This window comes from Pseudomonas sp. NPDC089407 (assembly GCF_044900445.1).
Lineage (GTDB): Bacteria > Pseudomonadota > Gammaproteobacteria > Pseudomonadales > Pseudomonadaceae > Aquipseudomonas.
Map to the genome: position 1 here is coordinate 17128 of NZ_JBJDNB010000009.1, position 18205 is coordinate 35332.

The window sequence follows — 18205 nt, forward strand, 5'->3', positions numbered from 1 at the left end:
TTAAGCAATTTGGGGCCGCGTTGCGGCCCATCGCCGGCAAGCCAGGCTCCCACAATATGGCGCATGGCTTGAATCCGATGCGGTCGGTGTGGGAGCTGGCTTGCCGGCGATGGGCTGCACAGCAGCCCCGGCAGTCTTAACTGACTGGCATTAGGGCAAGCCCGCTCCCACATCTGTTTCGGGCCAGTTATTCCTGTGCCAGAGGCGCGCGCACCCTTGGTGCATGACAAGAAATCGAAGAAAAGCAGCGCCGCAGCCGATATCCAAGGGAACAAACAAGGCGGACAGAGGTGGCCCCCACAGGAGGGACTGGCCCGAAACAGATGTGGGAGCGGGCTTGCCCCGCGAAGCGCCGCGCGGGCGGCGCTCGATCTCTCAGGCGGCACACCTCTCATGACAGGCACCTTGTTGCCCTGACACTCTCTCATGACAGGCACCTTGTTGCCCTGACACTCTCTCAAGGCAGGCACCTATCGCCCTGGCACCTCCTCAAGGCAGACACCTTCCAGCCCCCCTAGCCCACCCCCACCACCCAACCCCTTAGAACCGAAAGATGCAGATACTAATTACATTTCGCATTTGACAATCATTATCATTCTGAATAGCTTGTCGCACGTCGTAGGAAGCTTCCCAGCCTTGGGTGCCTCCTTTCCCCTCTGTGACAAGGTGATTTCCATGGCGGAACAACTATCCACAAGTAAGTGCGATTCACCATTACTGCAGGCCTTCGTCGACAACCGCAGCATCCTGGTCAAGATCGCTGCCCGCATTACCGGCTGCCGTTCTCGCGCCGAAGATGTAGTGCAGGACGCCTTCTTCCGGCTCAGCGCCGCGCCGCAGATCACCTCGTCGTTCAAGGCGCAGTTGAGCTACCTGTTCCAGATCGTGCGCAACCTGGCGATCGACCATTACCGCAAACAGGCGATGGAGCTGAAGTACTCCGGCAGCGAGGAGGAAGGCCTGAATGTGGTCATCCAGAACGCCTCGCCCGAAGCCACTCACATCAACCTGGCGGCGCTGGACGACATTGCACAGGCGCTGAACGAGCTGCCGCAGCGTACCCGCTATGCCTTCGAGATGTACCGCCTGCATGGCGTACCGCAGAAGGACATTGCCAAGGAGCTGGGCGTGTCGCCGACCTTGGTCAACTTCATGATCCGCGATGCGCTGGTGCATTGCCGCAAGACCGCCAACCGGCAGGTTTGAAGATAGCTGCAAGCTGCAAGCTGCAAGCAAAAACCAATCGCGTTCTGCCCTTGCTTTTCTTGTAGCTTGTAGCTTGTAGCTCTCGCCATCAGGCGAGCTTGCATCTATCGAAAAACCGCTCCCGCCCCAGAATCATCAGCGCCGCCCGTTTGTGCGGGAAATCGAATTCCTTGTCGCAATGGAAACACTGGTCGTGCATGTAGCCGATCATCTTGCCGTTGTCGGCACGCGGCTCAGCCACCACCCGCTGGGTGCGTGGGTCATCCAGGAACAGGTAATGCACCAGCGCCGATAGCCAGCTGGCCACCTTGTGCGGCCCGCGGTGGCTCTCCTCGCCTACCAGCATGTGGATGCCGCGGTCGTAGTCATCGACCGGGTAGAACGGCGCAATGCGGTCTTCCTTGGCCCAATACGCCTCGAAGTAGGCAAACGGCTGGTCATCAAAGCAACCGATCAAGGTCAGGGTATGCGGGTCGGCTTCAAGCTTGGCCAGGTACTCGCGGTGCTGCGCCAGCGTGCCGCCCTCCTGCCAGAACGCTTCTACCCGTGGGTTGTTCTGCCAGCGGTTGAAGCGCTCCAGGTCATGCTCGATTTCCAGGGTGCGCAGCGACACCCAGCTCCCCAGGCGCGCATCGAAACGCCGGTACACCTCACCACGGGGCTTGGGCGCGCGGCGCGGGTGGCGCTTGCCGTTGCTGATCTGCATTTGCTGTGGGTACACCGCAGCCACCGCATCGCCCAACCACGGCTGTGGCAATTGCCAGAACAGCGCCCGCTCGCACAGGTATTGGCCAGGCTGTTCAGCCACCAGCAAAAGGCCACTGGCCAATGCCTGCGGCAGCGCCTCGGGCAAGTGCCAGGCCAGGCGCTGGCGGGCCGTGTCGCGCGACAGCAGCCAATAGCAGGCAGCCCATAATGCCTGGTAGGGGCGCTCGGGGCAGAGGCTTTCAAGGTGAACATGCACGGTGGCACCCGCCTCCAGGCGCACCTGGATCAGCGGGCGGCCCTCAAGGGTCAGGCTCAGCCAGCTGTCGCCCTCCTCGGCACTGAGGCTGCGCCAGCGTGGCGGTGACTGTGGCTGCGAAGCGGCATCGAAGGGCATGGGCTTGTCTCGCGAAAATGAAGAAAAGGCTCACTGTCGAGAACGATGCCGCCGGGCGGGAATTTAGTCCTTGGGCACACTGACGGTGATGCGGTAAGGCTCGAATATGCGCGCCAGCTCACCACTGTCACGCAGGCCGCGCAGCAGGTCGGCAAATGACTGCTCGCCGATAGGGGCATCGGGGCGCAACAACGCATAGTGGTGGTAAACCTGATCGATACGCTGCGAAGGCACCAACTGCGTGCGGCTGGCCGGATTACGCGCCAGGAAATCGCTGAGGTAGGACCGCGTGACCAGGGCGATGTCGGCACGACCTGCCTGCACCATCAGCAGGTTGCTGTCGTGCGAATAGGTCAGCGTCGCGCTGTAGGCCTTGCGCAGGTAGCCCGGGTCGGAATTGAAGCCGGCGAACGCATAATGGTAGCCATTGAACAGCGCCAGGCGCTTGTCCTTCAGGTCGTCGAAGTAATGCGGGTCACGCCCGTTGGCCTGACGCGCGACAAACACTTCGGCGTCTTCCAGGCCCATGTCCACGCTCTGGTGGGCAATCTGCTGCCAGCCCCATTGCGGGTTTTCGAAAATGGCCATGTCGGTACGGCCCTGCTGGAAATCACCAAAGCGCCGCTGGATGGACGTGGGCACCAGCACGAAGTGGTAAGCCTGCTGCATGCGGTTGAGCGCGTCGATCAGTTGCGGCAACAGGCCGGTGTCGGCGCCCTGCTCGGGGCGCACGGTATACGGCGGAAAATGCGCAGCACCAACCCTGACTTCGATCGCGTCGGCAGCCCATGCCGGCACCGCCAGCCAGTACACGGCCAGCAGCATCAGGGTGGACAGGGCCTTGAGGCCGGGCGCTGGAGTCAAGACGGACACTCATCACGGTTCATGCCTGGGTCCGCTTAAGCTAGGCGTTTTCCCGGGACGGCACAACTGCTGGCGCCTGCTCTTTGCGCCAAAGCAGGCGGCAAAATGCCACGGGGTGCCGTATGCCCCGACTTTGGCTACGCTCTAGCAGGATCTGCAAGGGAGCCTGGTATGGGCCATTGGTTGGTGATCGACCTGGAAGCCACCACCGATGAGGGTGGGTGGCCGGTCACAGAGATGGAAGTCATTGAAATAGGTGCCAGCCTGGCCACCCGCGAGGGCCGTGAGGTCGACCACTTCCAGCGTTTCGTGCGGCCACGGCGGCGACCGCAACTGACCCCGTTCTGCCGCGAGCTGACCCACATCAGCCAGGCCGACGTTGACAGCGCCGCGCCGTTTCGCGAGGTGTGGGCAAGCTTCGAGCGCTGGCTCGGGCACCACCGCGAGCACCTGCAAGCCTGGGTCAGCTGGGGCGACTACGACCGCCAGCAATTGCACCAGGAGTGGCAACAGCACGGGCTCGACAGCCTGCTGCGAACCCTGCCGCACATCAACCTCAAGCAACGCTTCGCCAAGGCCCGCCACCTGCAGCGCCCTGCCGGCCTGAACGGCGCCTTGCAGCTGGCCGGCATGCACTTTTGCGGGCAGCAGCACCGAGCCCTGGAAGATGCGCGCAATACGGCGCGGCTGTTGCCCTTGAGCCTGCCCGCCGACGGTGCCTGAAAGCAGATGACGGGGCTTGTGGGCTTGGGCATACTGGCCAGCCCTTTTTCATCCCCCTTTTTCAGGAGTCGCCCATGTTCCAGGTCAACGAGTACTTCAACGGCACCGTCAAGTCGATCGCGTTCGCGGGCGAAGAAGGCCCCGCCACTGTCGGCGTGATGGCACCGGGCGAATACGAGTTCGGCACTGCCAAGCGTGAAATCATGCACGTGGTGTCGGGTGCGTTGATCGTGAAGCTGCCAGGTAGCGACAACTGGGAAACCTTCAATGCCGGCGACAAGTTCAATGTGCCAGCGGACAGCAAGTTCCAGCTGCAGGTGAAGGTGGATACCGCTTACCTGTGCGAGTACCGCGACTGATTCACTGCTGCGGGCACGCTCGTTGTAGGAGCGGCCTTGTGTCGCGATAGGGCCGCACAGCGGCCCCGGCAGTTCACGCTGCGAAGCTGAAAACCTGGGGCCGCTTCGCAGCCCTTTCGCGACACAAGGCCGCTCCTACACGTCATACGTCTGCCAAGAAACTGGCCACTTCCTGCGCCGCCGCCTGCAAATGCTGCGCATGGCTGAACCCTGAAGCCTTCAGCGGCTTCAGGTCATGGTCCCCCGCCACTAGCCAGCTCACCTCGATCGCCGGCGACAGCGTATAACCCGCCACCGCCTCGCGGTTACCCAGCGCATCGCGCTCACCCTGCACGATCAACGTCGGCGTCTTCAATTCAGCCAGGTGCTCAACCCTCGGCTTCTCTGGCTTGCCCGCCGCATAGAACGGATACCCCAGGCACACCAGCGCGTCCGCGCCCAGTTCGTCGGCCAGCAGGCTGGCCATGCGCCCGCCCATGGACTTGCCGCCCACCGCCAACTTGCCCGCGACCAAAGGTCGCACATGCCGGTACACCTCGCGCCAGCATTCCAGCAATACCTTCTGCGGGTTCGGCGGCCGCCTGCCGCCGCCAACCCTGCGCTCGGCCATGTACGGGAACTCGAAGCGCACCACCGCTACCCCAAGTGCCGCAAGCCTTTGCGCCATTTCGTCCATGAACCCGCTGTCCATCGGCGCCCCTGCGCCATGGGCCAGGATCAGGCAGCCCTTGTAGCCGTCCTTACCTTCAACCTGCGGAAGATCGCAGCGCAAGCCTGGGACATTTCCGACCTTCGCCCATTGATCCCCGTCAATACCGGCACTTTGCCCATTAATCATGCTTGCCTCGCTGTAAAGCCTGCCAAATAACCGTGGATGGGAACCCATACATGAACACAACCAGCAGTACCGCCTATAACTACAAGGTGGTCCGCCAATTCGCCATCATGACGGTGGTGTGGGGAATCGTCGGGATGGGGCTCGGCGTCTTCATTGCCGCCCAGCTCGCCTGGCCTTCCCTCAACTTCGACCTCCCCTGGACCAGCTTCGGCCGCCTGCGCCCCCTGCATACCAATGCGGTGATCTTTGCTTTCGGCGGCTGCGCGCTGTTTGCCACTTCCTATTATTCGGTGCAACGCACCTGCCAGACCACCCTGTTCGCACCGGGCCTGGCCGCGTTCACCTTCTGGGGCTGGCAACTGGTGATCCTGCTGGCGGCCATCAGCCTGCCACTGGGCTACACCAGCTCCAAGGAATACGCCGAGCTGGAATGGCCGATCGACATCCTGATCACCATCGTCTGGGTAAGCTACGCCATCGTGTTCTTCGGCACGCTGATGAAGCGCAACACCAAGCACATCTACGTGGGCAACTGGTTCTTCGGCGGGTTCATCCTCACCGTAGCGATGCTGCACGTGGTCAACAACCTGGAACTGCCGGTCAGCCTGACCAAGTCGTACTCGGTGTATGCCGGCGCCACCGACGCCATGGTGCAGTGGTGGTACGGCCACAACGCGGTGGGCTTCTTCCTGACCGCGGGCTTCCTGGGGATGATGTACTACTACGTGCCCAAGCAGGCCGAACGCCCGGTGTATTCCTATCGCCTGTCGATCGTGCACTTCTGGGCGCTGATTACCCTGTACATCTGGGCCGGCCCGCACCACTTGCACTACACCGCCCTGCCCGACTGGGCACAGTCGCTGGGCATGGTGATGTCGCTGATCCTGCTGGCGCCAAGCTGGGGCGGCATGATCAACGGCATGATGACCCTGTCGGGGGCCTGGCACAAACTGCGCAGCGACCCGATCCTGCGCTTTTTGGTGGTGTCGCTGGCGTTCTACGGCATGTCCACCTTCGAAGGCCCGATGATGGCCATCAAGACCGTCAACGCCCTGTCCCACTACACCGACTGGACCATTGGCCACGTACACGCCGGGGCCCTCGGCTGGGTCGCCATGATCTCGATCGGCGCGCTGTACCACACCATCCCGAAAGTGTTCGGCAAGGCGCGCATGTACAGCATCGGCCTGATCAACGCGCACTTCTGGCTGGCCACCATCGGCACCGTGCTGTACATCGCCTCGATGTGGGTCAACGGCATCGCCCAAGGCCTGATGTGGCGTGCGGTCAACAGCGACGGCACGCTCACCTACTCGTTCGTGGAAACCTTGGTGGCCAGCCACCCAGGCTTCATCGTGCGCTTCGTCGGTGGTGCGATCTTCCTCAGCGGCATGTTCCTGATGGCCTGGAACACCTGGCGCACCGTGCGTTCGCCGGCGCTAGATGTCGCCCCTGCGAACGCCCAGCTGGCTTGAGGAGACCTGCCTGATGAAACATGAAGTCATCGAGAAAAACGTCGGCCTGCTGGCCTTGCTGATGGTGTTTGCCGTCAGCATCGGCGGCCTGACCCAGATCGTCCCGCTGTTCTTCCAGGACGTCACCAACAAGCCGGTCGAAGGCATGAAGCCCTACACCGCGCTGCAGCTGGAAGGCCGCGATATCTACATCCGCGAAGGTTGCGTGGGCTGCCACTCGCAGATGATCCGCCCGTTCCGCGCCGAAACCGAGCGCTACGGCCACTACTCGGTGGCCGGTGAAAGCGTGTGGGACCACCCGTTCCTGTGGGGTTCCAAGCGTACTGGCCCGGACCTGGCCCGGGTTGGCGGGCGCTACTCGGACGACTGGCACCGCGCGCACCTGTACAACCCGCGCAACGTGGTGCCGGAGTCGAAGATGCCGTCGTACCCGTGGCTGGTCGCCGAACAGGTGGACAACAGCCATACCGACGTGAAGATGCGCACCCTGCGCACCCTGGGCGTGCCGTACACCGACGAAGACATTGCCGGCGCCCGCGACGCGGTCAAGGGCAAGACCGAGATGGACGCGCTGGTCGCCTACCTGCAGGTGCTCGGCACCGCGATCAAGAACAAGAGGTGAGTGCGATGGAAATCGACATCGGCATGATCCGCGGCCTGGGCACCCTGGTGGTGATGATCGCCTTCATCGGCCTCTCCCTGTGGGTGTTCAACCGCCGCCGCGACCGTGATTTCGCCGAAGCGCGCCTGCTGCCCTTCGACGACGACCGCCTGCCCGCCGCCGGGCAGGAACCTGCTGCAAAAAGGAGTAACGGGCAATGACCACCTTCTGGAGTACGTACATCTGCGTACTGACCATCGGTAGCCTGATTGGCCTGACCTGGCTGTTGCTCGCCACCCGCAAGGGCCAGAGCCACAACACCACCGACCAGACCATGGGCCACAGCTTCGACGGCATCGAGGAGTACGACAACCCGCTGCCCAAGTGGTGGTTCTGGCTGTTCGTCGGCACCCTGGTGTTCTCGGTCGGCTACCTGATTCTCTACCCGGGCCTGGGCAACTGGAAAGGCATCCTGCCGGGCTATGAAAATGGCTGGACCGGGGTCAATGAATGGCAAAAGGAAATGGACAAGGCCGATGCCAAGTTCGGGCCGATCTTCGCCAAATACGCCGCCATGCCGGTGGAGGAAGTGGCCAAGGACCCGCAGGCGCTGAAAATGGGCGGTCGCCTGTTTGCCTCCAACTGCTCGGTGTGCCACGGCTCGGACGCCAAGGGCTCGTTCGGCTTCCCCAACCTTACCGACAAGGACTGGCGCTGGGGCGGTGAAGCGGAAACCATCAAGGCATCGATCATGAACGGCCGCCACGGCGTGATGCCGGCGTGGGCCGAGGTGATCGGCGAGCAGGGCGTGGCCGATGTGGCCGCGTTCGTGCTGACCAGCATGGACGGCCGTGAATTGCCAGAAGGCGCCAAGGCCGATCCGGCCAAGGGCAAGGAGATCTTTGCCGGCAACTGCGTGGCCTGCCACGGGCCGGAAGGCAAAGGCACCCCGGCCATGGGCGCGCCCGACCTGACCCACCCGCAGGCGTTCATCTACGGCTCGAGCTTTGCCCAGTTGCAGCAGACCATTCGTTATGGTCGCCAAGGGCAGATGCCGGCGCAGGCCGAGATCCAGGGCAACGACAAGGTGCACCTGCTGGCGGCGTATGTGTATAGCCTGTCGCAGGATACGGCTGCTGAGGCTGTGACTGCCCAGTGAGTTCGCCGGGAGAGATTCTGCGCCTGTGAGATCGAGCGCCGCCCGCGCGGCGCTTCGCGGGACAAGCCCGCTCCCACATCTGTTTCGGGCCAGTTATGCCTGTCAGGTCACCTCTGTCCGCCTTGTTTGTATGACGCGATATCGAGCCATGCGCCAAGGGGGCGCGCGAACCTGTCACAGGAGTAATTGGCCCGAAACAGATGTGGGAGCGGGCTTGTCCCGCGAAGCGCCGCGCGGGCGGCGCTCGATATCCGCCTCACCTTAACTCTCAAACCTTACACCCCTCCCCCCCGCTCCATGCCCCTTGCACCCCCTCCGAACAGAACTAAGCTTGTTGCCTCAGTGGGCATCGCTACGAAAGGACCGATGCAGACACGGCGCATGGCCTGTCGCCGTCCCGATAAAAAGCTTGACCGATCGATCAGAAAAAGGTGAAAAACGGTACACATTACAAATATTTATTTGTGTACAATCGTTCGGGCCCGATCACTGCGGGACATCAGTGAACGGGCCCGGACACGGGTCGGCGTACCAAAGTTGCGTTGCGGTAACCCGGGCGGTTATCAATACTGGCGCCGATTTTTCGACCAACAAGAACATCAAAACCGTGGAACCTTAGAATGAGCACAGCAATCAGTCCGACTGCTTATAACTATAAGGTCGTCCGCCAGTTCGCCATCATGACGGTGGTCTGGGGGATCCTTGGCATGGGCCTCGGCGTCTTCATCGCCTCGCAGCTGGTGTGGCCGCAACTGAACCTGGACCTGCCCTGGACCAGCTTCGGCCGCCTGCGCCCGCTGCACACCAACCTGGTGATCTTCGCCTTCGGGGGCTGTGCGCTGTTCGGCACCAGCTACTACGTGGTGCAGCGCACCTGCCAGACCCGGCTGATCTCCGACAGCATGGCCGCCTTCACCTTCTGGGGTTGGCAGGCGGTGATCGTCGGCGCGCTGATCACCCTGCCGATGGGCTACACCACCACCAAGGAATACGCCGAGCTCGAGTGGCCGCTGGCAATCCTGCTGGCCATCGTCTGGGTGACCTACGGGCTGGTGTTCTTCGGCACCATCGTCAAGCGCAAGACCAAGCACATCTACGTCGGCAACTGGTTCTACGGCGCCTTCATCGTGGTGACCGCGATGCTGCACATCGTCAACCACATCTCGCTGCCGGTCAGCCTGTTCAAGTCGTACTCGGCCTACGCCGGTGCCACCGACGCGATGATCCAGTGGTGGTACGGCCACAATGCCGTGGGCTTCTTCCTCACCACCGGTTTCCTGGGGATGATGTACTACTTCGTGCCCAAGCAGGCCGAGCGGCCAATCTACTCGTATCGCCTGTCGATCGTGCACTTCTGGGCGCTGATCACCCTGTACATCTGGGCCGGCCCGCACCACCTGCACTACACCGCCCTGCCTGACTGGGCGCAGTCGCTGGGCATGGTGATGTCGATCATCCTCCTGGCGCCAAGCTGGGGCGGCATGATCAACGGCATGATGACCCTGTCCGGTGCCTGGCACAAACTGCGCACCGACCCGATCCTGCGCTTTTTGGTGGTGTCGCTGGCGTTCTACGGCATGTCCACCTTCGAAGGCCCGATGATGGCCATCAAGACCGTCAACTCGCTGTCGCACTACACCGACTGGACCATCGGCCACGTTCACGCCGGTGCCCTCGGCTGGGTAGCGATGATCTCGATCGGTGCGGTGTACCACATGATCCCGCGCCTGTATGGCCGCGAGCAGATGCACAGCGTCGGCCTGATCAACGCGCACTTCTGGCTGGCCACCATCGGTACCGTGCTGTACATCGCCTCGATGTGGGTCAACGGCATTACCCAGGGCCTGATGTGGCGCGCCATCAACGATGACGGCACCCTCACCTACTCGTTCGTCGAAGCCCTGCAAGCCAGCCACCCTGGCTATATCGTCCGCGCCCTGGGCGGTGCGTTCTTCGCCAGCGGCATGCTGCTGATGGCCTACAACGTGTTCCGTACCGTACGTGCCGCCAACCCGGCACAGGCTGAGGAAGCCGCCAAGATCGTCGTTGTGGGAGCGCACTGATGAAGCATGAAGCCGTCGAGAAGAACATAGGCCTGCTGGCCTTCTTCATGGTCATCGCCGTAAGCATTGGTGGCCTTACCCAGATCGTCCCGCTGTTTTTCCAGGACGTCACCAACAAGCCGGTCGAAGGCATGAAGCCGCGCACCGCACTGGAGCTGGAAGGCCGCGATATCTACATCCGCGAAGGCTGCGTAGGCTGCCACTCGCAAATGATCCGGCCGTTCCGCGCCGAGACCGAGCGCTATGGCCATTACTCGGTGGCCGGCGAGAGCGTGTGGGACCACCCGTTCCTGTGGGGCTCCAAGCGCACCGGGCCGGACCTGGCCCGCGTCGGTGGCCGCTACTCCGATGACTGGCACCGTGCGCACCTGTACAACCCGCGCAACGTGGTACCTGAATCGAAGATGCCGTCCTACCCATGGCTGGTCGAGAACAAGCTCGACGGCAAGGACACCGCGAAGAAGATGGAAGTGTTGCGCACACTCGGCACGCCGTACACCGACGCCGACATCGCCGGCGCCCGTGACGCGGTCAAGGGCAAGACCGAAATGGACGCCATCGTCGCGTACCTGCAGGGTCTTGGCACCATCATCAAGAGCAAACGGTGACGCTGATGGATATCGGGATGATTCGCGGCCTGGGCACCGTTGTGGTGATGGTGGCCTTCGTGGGCCTGGCGCTGTGGGTGTTCAACCCACGGCGTAAAAAGGACTTCGACGAAGCGACCCAACTGCCGTTCGCGGATGACCCCTCCGCCTGCCGCCACGTCGAGCACGAGCACGAGCACGCAAAAGCTTCTGGGAGCAAAAAACAATGACAACCTTCTGGAGTCTGTACGTTACCGTCCTGACCCTGGGCACTATCTTCTCGTTGACCTGGCTGCTGCTGTCGACCCGCAAGGGCCAGCGCGAAGAGGTCACCGACGAAACCGTCGGGCATGCCTTCGATGGTATCGAGGAATACGACAACCCACTGCCGAAATGGTGGTTCTGGCTGTTTGTCGGCACCATCGTCTTCGCCCTCGGCTACCTGGTGTTGTACCCGGGCCTGGGCAACTGGAAAGGCATCCTGCCAGGCTATTCGTACCTGGATAACGACAAGCAGACCGAGTTTTCCAACGGCCAGCCGGGCTGGACCGGCGTGCACGAATGGGAAAAGGAAATGGCCAAGGCCGACGCCCGCTTCGGGCCGATCTTCGCCAAGTTCGCCGCCATGCCTATCGAAGAAGTGGCCAAGGACCCGCAAGCCCTGAAAATGGGCGCGAGGCTGTTCGCCTCGAACTGCTCGGTGTGCCACGGCTCCGACGCCAAGGGTGCGTTCGGCTTCCCCAACCTGACCGACAACGACTGGCGCTGGGGCGGTGAGCCGGACACTATCAAGACCACCATCATGGGCGGCCGCCATGGCGTGATGCCGGCCTGGGCCGAGGTCATCGGTGACCAGGGTGTGGCTGACGTGGCGGCGTTCGTGGTCAGCAAGCTGGAAGGCCGCACGCTGCCGGAAGGCGCCAAGGCCGATGCCGAAAACGGGCAGAAGATCTTCGCCGCCAACTGCGTGGCCTGCCATGGGCCGGAAGGCAAAGGCACGCCGGCCATGGGCGCGCCGAACCTGACCCACCCGCAGGCGTTCATCTACGGCTCGAGCTTTGCCCAGTTGCAGCAGACCATCCGTTATGGCCGCCAAGGGCAGATGCCGGCCCAGGAACAGCTGCAGGGTAATGACAAGGTGCACTTGCTGGCGGCTTATGTTTATAGCCTGTCGCATCAGGAACAGGCGCCGGCCAAGGCTGAGTAAGGCAGGCCCGGCCCTATCGCCGGCAAGCCAGCTCCCACAGGTACAGCACAGGTTTCGACCAAAATGGCGGACCTGTGGGAGCTGGCTTGCCGGCGATGAGGCCGGTACAGCCCTGCATTTCTCACAGGCAAATGACCTGGATCAATTGACACCCGCCATAACACGTTTCACACCCCAAACCCAACGCGACTAAAGGTCGCAGTGCAGCCCCATCCCGCCAACAGCGGCGTATCATGGACCGCAGCGCGCTAGCAGATTGCGCGAGACCGCGGCCGGCACGCACTGGCCGCGGCGTTTCTCCACTGCCGTGGGACTTGATGATGAGCAAGCAAATTCCGGTACATGATGTGACCCCGCCTGCCAACAAAGGGAAGGATTCCGTCGACCTCTACGCCTCCCGCGAAAAAATCTATACCCGCGCCTTCACCGGCCTGTTCCGTCGCCTGCGCATGGTTGGCGGTGCAGTGCTGTTCCTGCTGTACTTCGGCACCGTCTGGCTGAACTGGGGTGGCCACCAGGCCGTATGGTGGAACCTGCCCGAGCGCAAGTTCTACATCTTCGGCGCCACCATCTGGCCGCAGGACTTCATCCTGCTCTCGGGCATCCTCATTGTCGCCGCCTTCGGCCTGTTCTTCGTTACCGTCTATGCCGGCCGGGTCTGGTGCGGCTACACCTGCCCGCAAAGCGTGTGGACGTGGATCTTCATGTGGTGCGAAAAAGTCACCGAGGGTGACCGCAACCAGCGCATGAAACTCGACAAGGCGCCCATGAGTGGCAACAAGTTCCTGCGCAAGTTCGCCAAGCACAGCCTGTGGCTGCTGATCGGCTTCGTCACCGGCATGACCTTTGTCGGCTACTTCTCGCCGATCCGTGAACTGGTCATCGAATTCTTCACCGGCCAGGCCGATGGCTGGGCCTATTTCTGGGTCGGTTTCTTCACCCTCGCTACCTACGGCAACGCCGGCTGGCTGCGCGAGCAGGTGTGCGTGTACATGTGCCCTTACGCCCGCTTCCAGAGCGTGATGTTCGACAAGGACACGCTGATCGTTTCGTACGACCCGCGTCGCGGCGAAACCCGTGGCCCGCGCAAGAAAGACACCGACTACAAGGCCCAGGGCCTGGGTGACTGCATCGACTGCACCATGTGCGTGCAGGTCTGCCCCACCGGCATCGACATCCGCGACGGCCTGCAGATCGAGTGTATCGGCTGCGCCGCCTGCATCGACGCCTGCGATAGCATCATGGACAAGATGAACTACCCCAAGGGGCTGATCAGCTACACCACCGAACACAACCTGTCAGGGCAGAAGACCCACATGCTGCGCCCGCGCCTGATCGGCTATGCCGCCGTGCTGCTGGTGATGATGATCGGCCTGGCCACCGCCTTCGCCACCCGTTCGCTGGTCGGCTTCGACGTCAGCAAGGACCGCGTGCTGTACCGCGAGAACGCCCAGGGCCGGATCGAGAACGTGTACAGCCTGAAGGTCATGAACAAGGACCAGCGCGACCATGTATACGTACTGGACGCCGCCGGCCTGCCGGACCTCAAGCTGGAGGGCCAGCGCGAGATTCGCGTGGCCGCCGGTGATATCGTCAGCCTGCCGGTGCAGCTGTCGGTTGCCCCCGAGAAACTGCCATCGACCACCAACGAAATCACCTTCATCCTCAAAAGCGCCGACGACAGTAACGCCCAGGTTGAAGCCAAGAGCCGTTTCATCGGCCCACAGATCCGCTGAGAGAGATAACGCACAATGCCTGCCACCGCCGCCGACCCCTGGTACAAGCACCTTTGGCCCTGGATCATCATCGGTATCCTCACCACGTCGGTGTGCCTGAGCCTGAGCATGGTCAGCATCGCCGTCAGCAACCCGGACAACCTGGTGAACGACAACTACTACGAGGCCGGCAAGGGCATCAACCGCTCGCTGGACCGTGAACTGCTGGCGCAGAACCTGGGCCTGAAGGCCAGTGTGCACCTGGATGAACTGACCGGCGAAGTGGACCTGCGCCTGGCCGGCAGCAGCGACCCGCAGAACCTGGAACTGAACCTGATTTCGCCCACCCAGCCGGACAAGGACCGCAAGGTGCTGCTGAGCCGGGTTGAGGCCGGGCGTTATGTGGGGCAGCTGGAAGACAAGGTTGACGGACGGCGTTTCGTTGAATTGCTGGGTAGCGAGGGTAGCCAGGTGTGGCGGTTGTTCGAGGAGGAAAAGGTCGAACATGGTGTGACCTTGCAACTGGGTGATGAAGCCATCCAAGGCGCCGAGCACTTGTAGGAGCGGCCTTGTGTCGCGAAAGGGCTGCGCAGCAGCCCCGGCAACCTATGCTGCGAAGCTGAGATCGCGGGGCCGCTTCGCGCCCCTTTCGCGACACAAGGCCGCTCCTACAGGGATGCGCGCCAACCGGCAGATATGTGTAAGGCAATGATGTGATGACCCAACCCACCCCCTGCTACCACTGCGCCCTGCCCGTCCCCGCTGGCGGCCGCTTCACCGCCGTGGTCCTCGGCCAGCCCCGGCAGTTCTGCTGCCCCGGCTGCCAGGCGGTGGCCGAGTCGATCGTTGCCGGCGGCCTGGAGCACTACTATCAGCACCGCAGCGACACCAGCGCCAACCCCGAAGCCCTGCCCAAACAGCTGCAGGACGAACTGGCCCTGTACGACCGCAGCGATGTCCAGCAAACCTTCGTCCGCCATCAGGGCGAGCTGGCCGAGACCACCCTGCTGGTCGAAGGCATCAGTTGCGCCGCCTGCGGCTGGCTGATCGAAAAGCACCTGCGCAACCTGCCCGGCGTCGCCGAGGCACGCCTGAATCTGTCCAACCACCGCCTGCTGCTTAACTGGGACGACAGGCAACTGCCGTTGTCGCGCCTGCTCGCCGAGCTGCGCCAGATCGGCTACGCCGCCCACCCCTACCAGCCGGACCAGGCCGCCGAGCAACTGGCCCGGGAAAACCGCAGCGCCCTGCGCCGCCTGGGTGTGGCCGGGCTGCTGTGGTTCCAGGCCATGATGGCAACCATGGCCACCTGGCCGGAATTCAACATCGACCTGTCGCCCGAGCTGCACACCATCCTGCGCTGGGTGGCGCTGTTCCTGACCATCCCCATCGTGTTCTACAGCTGCGCGCCGTTCTTCAAGGGCGCGGCACGCGACCTGCGCACGCGGCACCTGACCATGGACGTTTCGGTGTCACTGGCCATCGGCCTGGCCTTCGGCGCCGGCATCTGGACCGCGATCACCGGCAGCGGCGAGCTGTATTTCGACACGGTGGGCATGTTCGCCCTGTTCCTGCTCACCGGCCGCTACCTGGAGCGCCGCGCCCGTGAACGCACGGCAGCGGCCACTGCGCAGCTGGTCAACCTGCTGCCGGCCTCGTGCCTGCGCCTGGACGCCATCGGGCGCAGCGAGCGCATTCTGCTCAGCGAACTGCACCGCGGCGACACCGTGCAAGTGCTGCCCGGCGCGGTAATCCCTGCCGACGGGCGCATCGTCGAAGGCCGTTCCAGCGTCGATGAGTCGCTACTGACCGGCGAATACCTGCCACAACCACGGTGGGTGGGCGAACGGGTCACTGGCGGCACGCTGAATGTCGAAAGCACGCTGAATGTGGAAGTTGAAGCCCTCGGCCCGGATTCCCGGCTGTCAGCCATCGTCCGCCTGCTGGAGCGCGCCCAGACCGAAAAACCACGCCTGGCAGAAATCGCCGACCGCGCGTCGCAAGGGTTCCTGCTGTTCTCGCTGCTGGCCGCCGTCGCCATCGGTCTGTGGTGGTGGCACCTGGACCCGACCCGGGCATTCTGGATCGTGCTGGCAATGCTGGTGGCAACTTGCCCCTGTGCGCTGTCGCTGGCGACGCCAACCGCACTGACCGCTGCCACCGGCACCCTGCACAAGCTCGGCCTGCTGGTTACCCGTGGCCATGTGCTGGAAGGCCTGAACCAGATCGACACCGTCATTTTCGACAAGACCGGCACGCTGACCGAAGGCCGCCTGACCTTGCGCAGCATCCGCCCGCTCGGCAGCCAGCCCGCCGACCGCTGCCTGGCCCTGGCCGCAGCACTGGAAAACCGCTCCGAACACCCCATCGCCCGGGCCTTCGGCCGCACCGCCACGCCTGCCGAGGGTGTGCAGACCGTGCCCGGCCTCGGCCTGGAAGGGCTGGTTGACGGCCAGCGCCTGCGCATTGGCCAGGCCACCTTCGTCTGCGCGCTGAGCGGCGCAGAAATCCCTGCCGTGCCCGAGCCTCGCGGCCAGTGGCTGCTGCTGGGCGACCGCCAGGGGCCCATGGCCTGGTTCGGCCTGGACGACCGCCTGCGCGACGACGCCCCGGTCCTGCTTGCCGCCTGCAAGGCGCGCGGCTGGCGTACCCTGCTGCTGTCGGGCGACAGTTCGCCGATGGTGGCTGAAGTGGCCGCGCAACTGGGCATCGACCAGGCCATTGGCGGCCTGCGCCCGGACGACAAGCTGGACCGGCTGAAGGCCCTGCAAGCTGAGGGGCGCAAGGTGCTGATGCTGGGCGACGGGGTCAATGACGTGCCCGTGCTGGCCGCAGCCGACATCAGTATCGCCATGGGCAGCGCCACCGACCTGGCCAAGACCAGCGCCGACGCCGTGCTGCTGTCCAACCGCCTGCAGGCGCTGGTGCAGGCCGTTGAGCTGGCCCGTCGCACCCGCCGCAACATCCTCGAGAACCTGCTGTGGGCAACCCTGTATAATGGCCTGATGTTGCCGTTTGCCGCGCTCGGCTGGATCACCCCGGTGTGGGCCGCCATCGGCATGTCGGTCAGCTCGCTGATCGTGGTGCTCAATGCCCTGCGCCTGACCCGCATGCCGCAGGCCACGGCCCTGGCGAAAACCGAAGCACCCCAGCCCGGGAGGAAGTCACCATGCCCGCCCTCTATGTCATGATCCCCGCAGCCCTGCTGCTGGTCGGCGTGGCCGTGTACATTTTCTTCTGGGCCGTGGACAGCGGCCAGTACGACGACCTTGACGGCCCCGCCCACAGCATCCTGTTCGACGACCAGGACCCGCGCCACCAGGCGGCGGTAAAGCCAGACGACACCCCGGCCGAAGCCGACAAGGAACCCCCGCCCCGTGCCTGACCTGCTTCCCCTGCTGGGCTCGGCACTGATCCTCGGCCTGCTTGGCGGCGGCCACTGCCTGGGCATGTGCGGCGGCCTGATGGGCGCACTGACCCTGGCCATCCCCCCCGAACAACGCGGCAAGCGCCTGCGCCTGCTGCTGGCGTACAACCTCGGGCGCATTTTCAGCTATGCCTGCGCCGGCCTGTTGCTGGGTCTGGCCGGCTGGGCCGTGGCCAGCAGCCCGGCAGCGCTGGCACTGCGGGTTGTGGCGGCGCTGCTGTTGATTGCCATGGGCCTGTACCTGGCCGGCTGGTGGAGCGGGCTGACCCGTATCGAGGCGCTCGGGCGCGGGCTGTGGCGGCATATACAGCCAGTGGCGTCACGCTTGCTGCCGGTGTCCAGCCTGCCCCGCGCGTTGCTGCTGGGGGCCTTGTGGGGGTGGCTGCCGTGCGGGCTGGTGTACAGCACGTTGTTGTGGGCCGCCAGCCAGGGCGATGCCGGGTACAGCGCGGCGTTGATGCTGGCATTCGGGGTGGGGACCTGGCCGGTGCTGCTGGCTACCGGATTGGCGGCGGAACGGGTAAACGCTTTGTTGAGACGGCGCAGTGTGAGGGTGGCTGGTGGGGTGCTGGTAGTGCTCTTTGGCGTGTGGACCCTGCCGGGGCCGCACCAGCACTGGTTGATGGGGCATTGAAAGGGGGGCTGCTGCGCAGCCCAATCGCCGGCAAGCCAGCTCCCACCTCGACCGCGCTAACTTCAAGCCATGCGCCATCCCTGTGGGACCTGGCTTGCCTGTGATGAGGCCAAAGCAGGCAACACAAGTCAGTTGCTTGCACAGGAATGCACAAGGCTGTGGCTTGCACGGTCCCTGTGGGAGCTGGCTTGCCGGCGATTGGGCTGCATAGCAGCCCCAGAATCCACTGCCGGTTCCCCTTGATA

At 63.6% G+C, this 18205-nt stretch carries 19 protein-coding genes; 16 read left to right on the forward strand and 3 right to left on the reverse strand.

What is annotated here, in order from left to right:
* Window positions 1–675: 675 nt before the first annotated feature.
* Window positions 676–1206, forward strand: a complete 531-nt coding sequence (locus ACI2KG_RS09070) for an RNA polymerase factor sigma-70 (RefSeq protein ID WP_400614056.1) — start codon at window positions 676–678, stop codon at window positions 1204–1206.
* A gap of 88 nt (window positions 1207–1294) precedes the next feature.
* Here the strand turns inward: ACI2KG_RS09070 and ACI2KG_RS09075 are convergent, their stop codons facing one another.
* Both ACI2KG_RS09075 and ACI2KG_RS09080 read right to left on the reverse strand, forming a co-directional pair.
* On the reverse strand, window positions 1295–2308 hold the full coding sequence (locus ACI2KG_RS09075) for a GNAT family N-acetyltransferase (RefSeq protein WP_404661642.1): 1014 nt from the start codon (window positions 2306–2308) through the stop codon (window positions 1295–1297).
* A gap of 63 nt (window positions 2309–2371) precedes the next feature.
* Window positions 2372–3172, reverse strand: coding sequence for a substrate-binding periplasmic protein (locus tag ACI2KG_RS09080; RefSeq protein ID WP_404661737.1), 801 nt, complete (start codon window positions 3170–3172; stop codon window positions 2372–2374).
* A 171-nt stretch (window positions 3173–3343) separates the two neighbouring features.
* Between ACI2KG_RS09080 and ACI2KG_RS09085 the strand changes: the two genes are divergently transcribed.
* Both ACI2KG_RS09085 and ACI2KG_RS09090 read left to right on the forward strand, forming a co-directional pair.
* Window positions 3344–3895 carry an exonuclease domain-containing protein gene (locus ACI2KG_RS09085; RefSeq protein WP_404661643.1) on the forward strand — a complete coding sequence of 184 codons (552 nt, stop codon included), beginning with the start codon at window positions 3344–3346 and terminating at the stop codon, window positions 3893–3895.
* Window positions 3896–3969: 74 nt separating this feature from the next.
* Window positions 3970–4254, forward strand: coding sequence for a pyrimidine/purine nucleoside phosphorylase (locus ACI2KG_RS09090; protein ID WP_054894773.1), 285 nt, complete (start codon window positions 3970–3972; stop codon window positions 4252–4254).
* 142 nt (window positions 4255–4396) lie between these two features.
* Here the strand turns inward: ACI2KG_RS09090 and ACI2KG_RS09095 are convergent, their stop codons facing one another.
* A complete protein-coding gene (locus tag ACI2KG_RS09095) occupies window positions 4397–5092 on the reverse strand; it encodes an alpha/beta family hydrolase (RefSeq protein ID WP_404661644.1) in 696 nt (231 codons plus the stop codon).
* Between the two features lie 50 nt (window positions 5093–5142).
* On the opposite strand from ACI2KG_RS09095, the gene ccoN (ACI2KG_RS09100) reads away from it, so the two are divergent.
* The 13 genes from ccoN (ACI2KG_RS09100) to ACI2KG_RS09160 all read left to right on the forward strand — a co-directional run bounded on the left by ccoN (ACI2KG_RS09100) (window position 5143) and on the right by ACI2KG_RS09160 (window position 17960).
* The gene (ccoN, locus tag ACI2KG_RS09100; RefSeq protein ID WP_404661645.1) at window positions 5143–6567 is read left to right on the forward strand and encodes a cytochrome-c oxidase, cbb3-type subunit I; all 1425 of its coding nucleotides are present in this window, start codon (window positions 5143–5145) and stop codon (window positions 6565–6567) included.
* A 13-nt stretch (window positions 6568–6580) separates the two neighbouring features.
* On the forward strand, window positions 6581–7189 hold the full coding sequence (gene ccoO, locus ACI2KG_RS09105) for a cytochrome-c oxidase, cbb3-type subunit II (RefSeq protein ID WP_400614042.1): 609 nt from the start codon (window positions 6581–6583) through the stop codon (window positions 7187–7189).
* A 5-nt stretch (window positions 7190–7194) separates the two neighbouring features.
* A complete protein-coding gene (locus tag ACI2KG_RS09110; RefSeq protein ID WP_404661646.1) occupies window positions 7195–7389 on the forward strand; it encodes a cbb3-type cytochrome oxidase subunit 3 in 195 nt (64 codons plus the stop codon).
* On the forward strand, window positions 7386–8327 hold the full coding sequence (gene ccoP / locus ACI2KG_RS09115) for a cytochrome-c oxidase, cbb3-type subunit III (RefSeq protein ID WP_404661647.1): 942 nt from the start codon (window positions 7386–7388) through the stop codon (window positions 8325–8327). The genes ACI2KG_RS09110 and ccoP (ACI2KG_RS09115) overlap by 4 nt, the downstream gene beginning before the upstream one ends.
* A gap of 620 nt (window positions 8328–8947) precedes the next feature.
* Window positions 8948–10390 (forward strand): cytochrome-c oxidase, cbb3-type subunit I, encoded by a 1443-nt coding sequence (ccoN, locus tag ACI2KG_RS09120; RefSeq protein WP_400614036.1) that lies wholly within the window; start codon window positions 8948–8950, stop codon window positions 10388–10390.
* Entirely contained in the window at window positions 10390–10998 is a 609-nt protein-coding gene (gene ccoO / locus ACI2KG_RS09125; protein ID WP_264312282.1) for a cytochrome-c oxidase, cbb3-type subunit II, read from the forward strand. The genes ccoN (ACI2KG_RS09120) and ccoO (ACI2KG_RS09125) overlap by 1 nt, the downstream gene beginning before the upstream one ends.
* Before the next feature lie 5 nt (window positions 10999–11003).
* Window positions 11004–11207: a cbb3-type cytochrome oxidase subunit 3 gene (locus ACI2KG_RS09130; protein WP_404661738.1), complete on the forward strand. Its 204-nt coding sequence runs from the start codon at window positions 11004–11006 to the stop codon at window positions 11205–11207.
* Window positions 11204–12184, forward strand: coding sequence for a cytochrome-c oxidase, cbb3-type subunit III (gene ccoP / locus ACI2KG_RS09135; protein WP_400614033.1), 981 nt, complete (start codon window positions 11204–11206; stop codon window positions 12182–12184). Before ACI2KG_RS09130 ends, ccoP (ACI2KG_RS09135) begins: the two co-directional genes overlap by 4 nt.
* Before the next feature lie 320 nt (window positions 12185–12504).
* Window positions 12505–13920 carry a cytochrome c oxidase accessory protein CcoG gene (gene ccoG, locus ACI2KG_RS09140; RefSeq protein ID WP_400614031.1) on the forward strand — a complete coding sequence of 472 codons (1416 nt, stop codon included), beginning with the start codon at window positions 12505–12507 and terminating at the stop codon, window positions 13918–13920.
* A gap of 15 nt (window positions 13921–13935) precedes the next feature.
* Window positions 13936–14460 carry a FixH family protein gene (locus ACI2KG_RS09145; RefSeq protein WP_404661648.1) on the forward strand — a complete coding sequence of 175 codons (525 nt, stop codon included), beginning with the start codon at window positions 13936–13938 and terminating at the stop codon, window positions 14458–14460.
* 155 nt (window positions 14461–14615) lie between these two features.
* The gene (locus ACI2KG_RS09150) at window positions 14616–17090 is read left to right on the forward strand and encodes a heavy metal translocating P-type ATPase (protein WP_404661649.1); all 2475 of its coding nucleotides are present in this window, start codon (window positions 14616–14618) and stop codon (window positions 17088–17090) included.
* Window positions 17069–17284 carry a cbb3-type cytochrome oxidase assembly protein CcoS gene (gene ccoS / locus ACI2KG_RS09155; RefSeq protein WP_201199081.1) on the forward strand — a complete coding sequence of 72 codons (216 nt, stop codon included), beginning with the start codon at window positions 17069–17071 and terminating at the stop codon, window positions 17282–17284. The genes ACI2KG_RS09150 and ccoS overlap by 22 nt, the downstream gene beginning before the upstream one ends.
* Window positions 17277–17960, forward strand: coding sequence for a sulfite exporter TauE/SafE family protein (locus ACI2KG_RS09160; protein WP_404661650.1), 684 nt, complete (start codon window positions 17277–17279; stop codon window positions 17958–17960). The genes ccoS and ACI2KG_RS09160 overlap by 8 nt, the downstream gene beginning before the upstream one ends.
* The last annotated feature ends 245 nt before the right edge of the window (window positions 17961–18205 follow it).

Excerpts from the sequence above, each read along its gene's own strand:
- ACI2KG_RS09070 (WP_400614056.1), top strand. The coding sequence starts at position 676 with ATGGCGGAACAACTATCCACAAGTAAGTGCGATTCACCATTACTGCAG.
- ACI2KG_RS09075 (WP_404661642.1), bottom strand. The coding sequence starts at position 2,308 with ATGCCCTTCGATGCCGCTTCGCAGCCACAGTCACCGCCACGCTGGCGC.
- ACI2KG_RS09085 (WP_404661643.1), top strand. The coding sequence starts at position 3,344 with ATGGGCCATTGGTTGGTGATCGACCTGGAAGCCACCACCGATGAGGGT.
- ACI2KG_RS09090 (WP_054894773.1), top strand. The coding sequence starts at position 3,970 with ATGTTCCAGGTCAACGAGTACTTCAACGGCACCGTCAAGTCGATCGCG.
- ACI2KG_RS09095 (WP_404661644.1), bottom strand. The coding sequence starts at position 5,092 with ATGATTAATGGGCAAAGTGCCGGTATTGACGGGGATCAATGGGCGAAG.
- ccoN (WP_404661645.1), top strand. The coding sequence starts at position 5,143 with ATGAACACAACCAGCAGTACCGCCTATAACTACAAGGTGGTCCGCCAA.
- ccoO (WP_400614042.1), top strand. The coding sequence starts at position 6,581 with ATGAAACATGAAGTCATCGAGAAAAACGTCGGCCTGCTGGCCTTGCTG.
- ACI2KG_RS09110 (WP_404661646.1), top strand. The coding sequence starts at position 7,195 with ATGGAAATCGACATCGGCATGATCCGCGGCCTGGGCACCCTGGTGGTG.
- ccoP (WP_404661647.1), top strand. The coding sequence starts at position 7,386 with ATGACCACCTTCTGGAGTACGTACATCTGCGTACTGACCATCGGTAGC.
- ccoN (WP_400614036.1), top strand. The coding sequence starts at position 8,948 with ATGAGCACAGCAATCAGTCCGACTGCTTATAACTATAAGGTCGTCCGC.
- ccoO (WP_264312282.1), top strand. The coding sequence starts at position 10,390 with ATGAAGCATGAAGCCGTCGAGAAGAACATAGGCCTGCTGGCCTTCTTC.
- ACI2KG_RS09130 (WP_404661738.1), top strand. The coding sequence starts at position 11,004 with ATGGATATCGGGATGATTCGCGGCCTGGGCACCGTTGTGGTGATGGTG.
- ccoP (WP_400614033.1), top strand. The coding sequence starts at position 11,204 with ATGACAACCTTCTGGAGTCTGTACGTTACCGTCCTGACCCTGGGCACT.
- ccoG (WP_400614031.1), top strand. The coding sequence starts at position 12,505 with ATGAGCAAGCAAATTCCGGTACATGATGTGACCCCGCCTGCCAACAAA.
- ACI2KG_RS09145 (WP_404661648.1), top strand. The coding sequence starts at position 13,936 with ATGCCTGCCACCGCCGCCGACCCCTGGTACAAGCACCTTTGGCCCTGG.
- ACI2KG_RS09150 (WP_404661649.1), top strand. The coding sequence starts at position 14,616 with ATGACCCAACCCACCCCCTGCTACCACTGCGCCCTGCCCGTCCCCGCT.
- ccoS (WP_201199081.1), top strand. The coding sequence starts at position 17,069 with ATGCCCGCCCTCTATGTCATGATCCCCGCAGCCCTGCTGCTGGTCGGC.